This window comes from Synechococcus sp. 'PEA 65AY6A-5F PE A', assembly GCF_047462575.1.
In the GTDB taxonomy this organism is placed as follows: domain Bacteria; phylum Cyanobacteriota; class Cyanobacteriia; order Thermostichales; family Thermostichaceae; genus Thermostichus.
In genome coordinates, this window is the sequence record NZ_JAOALE010000076.1 from 1 (window position 1) to 1,731 (window position 1,731).

The window sequence follows — 1,731 nt, forward strand, 5'->3', positions numbered from 1 at the left end:
ATTCTCGGAAGCTCCCGTCTACAGCCCGTCAGGGCTTAGCGGGAGAGGATGTCACAGAACGGCTTGCTGCCTAATACCTGCACTTTCTTGGGAAAAAGGGTAAACTACCCGGCTCCAACCGCCCTCCACACCCCCCGTATACGGGGGGATGGACCTACATACCTGCACAGCCAAGTTGCTGGACAGCCCAAACCGTGCATGGATTTCGCGGTCGCTCAGAGACTGAAGCTGAAGAGCGTTGGTTATCTTCTCTGGCGTGTTTTGGTTGGCAGGCCTGGGCAAAGGCATCCAAAGTTGCATCCAGCTTTGTGGCTTGCGAGGCAGATACCTTGAGCTTGCAGAAGATAGTCAGGACTTGGGTCATGCTGGTTATATTAGGCGCTATCGCTCCCCACCGTATAGACGGTGGGGTGTCCCGCGCATTCAGATGAAGGCTGCTGGCCGGACAGGCGCTAGATTGGCTGATTAACCATGGATACTCGCCTAATCAACATCGGCTTTGGCAATATCGTCGCCGCCGGGCGCGTTATCGCCATTGTCAGTCCTGAGTCAGCTCCCATCAAACGCATCATTAGCGACGCCCGCGAAAGAGGCCAGTTGGTGGACGCGACCTACGGTCGCCGCACCCGCGCCGTAATCATCACCGATTCCGGGCACGTCATCCTCTCGGCCATTCAGCCGGAAACCGTTGCCAACCGCTTCCTTACTGCCAAAGTCGGTGCGCCGGAGGAACCTGAGTAAGGGCCTCACAAGCAGCCTGCGAGGCCGAGAGTGAGATATCCTAAAACAAACCAAACCAGCCAACTGTCCAGCCGTCCTTTGTCGCTCTCCGCCTATGGCAGTTTCTTCCACTACGCTCTCCTCGCCAACTCCCCCTGAGTGCCTGCAGCAACAGGAAGCCCCTCGGCCTCCTGCCACTCGCGGTCGCCTGGTGGTTTTGACAGGGCCCAGTGGGGTGGGCAAAGGCACTCTGGTCAGCCAATTGCGCCAGCGCCACCCTGAGCTGTACTTTTCTGTCTCGGTAACCACCCGCCCCCCCCGCCCTGGGGAACAGGAAGGCGTCAACTACTACTTCCGCACTCGCGAGGAGTTCCTCAACCTGATTGAAGCCGATGAGTTGTTGGAATGGGCCCAGTACGCAGGTAACTTTTACGGCACTCCCCGCGAGATCGTGTTCCAAAAACTCAGCCAGGGTCAGGATGTGCTTCTGGAAATTGAACTGGCCGGGGCCCGCCAGGTGAGACAACAGTGTCCCGATGCCATTCGCATCTTCCTGTCTCCTCCCTCGCTAGAAGAGCTCGAACGCCGCATTCGCGAACGCGGACAAGACTCTGAAGCCAGCATCCAACGCCGTCTGCAACAGGCTCGCAAAGAATTGGATGCCAAAGACGAATTCGACTACGTGATCGTCAACGACAATCTAGAGCAGGCTCTACAGGAGCTGGAAGCCTTGCTTTATCCTCCCTCTCCAGGGAAGGGGCAATCCTAGGAGCTCTGCGACTCTACGCGCTTTTTTCCGAGAGCTCGCGTCTTTTTCTTAACTAAAAAACGGCGACACAAGCCTCGGCATCCACGCCAAGTGCTTTTTGACACTCCCCCGACTCAAGTCGGGGAATTCTCACGCAGTCCACAACCGGAATCGCGAAGGCGCTGTCAAGACGCCCCTACACACAAAGGGATAGCTTGGTAGCCCCGCACTTGAGTGCGGGGCGGAAAAGCCCGCTAGCCACT

General features: G+C 57.5%; 2 protein-coding genes and 1 pseudogene. 2 read left to right on the plus strand and 1 reads right to left on the minus strand.

The genetic code is table 11. From position 1 onward, the window contains the following. Positions 1 to 147: 147 nt before the first annotated feature. A pseudogene (locus tag GG26_RS13560) lies at positions 148 to 364 on the minus strand (RNA-guided endonuclease TnpB family protein); the annotation flags it as partial. 107 nt (positions 365 to 471) lie between these two features. On the opposite strand from GG26_RS13560, the gene remA reads away from it, so the two are divergent. Beyond that, positions 472 to 741 carry an extracellular matrix/biofilm regulator RemA gene (remA, locus tag GG26_RS13565; protein WP_011431477.1) on the plus strand — a complete coding sequence of 90 codons (270 nt, stop codon included), beginning with the start codon at positions 472 to 474 and terminating at the stop codon, positions 739 to 741. Positions 742 to 835: 94 nt separating this feature from the next. Next, positions 836 to 1,489 (plus strand): guanylate kinase, encoded by a 654-nt coding sequence (gene gmk / locus GG26_RS13570; RefSeq protein ID WP_011431478.1) that lies wholly within the window; start codon positions 836 to 838, stop codon positions 1,487 to 1,489. The last annotated feature ends 242 nt before the right edge of the window (positions 1,490 to 1,731 follow it).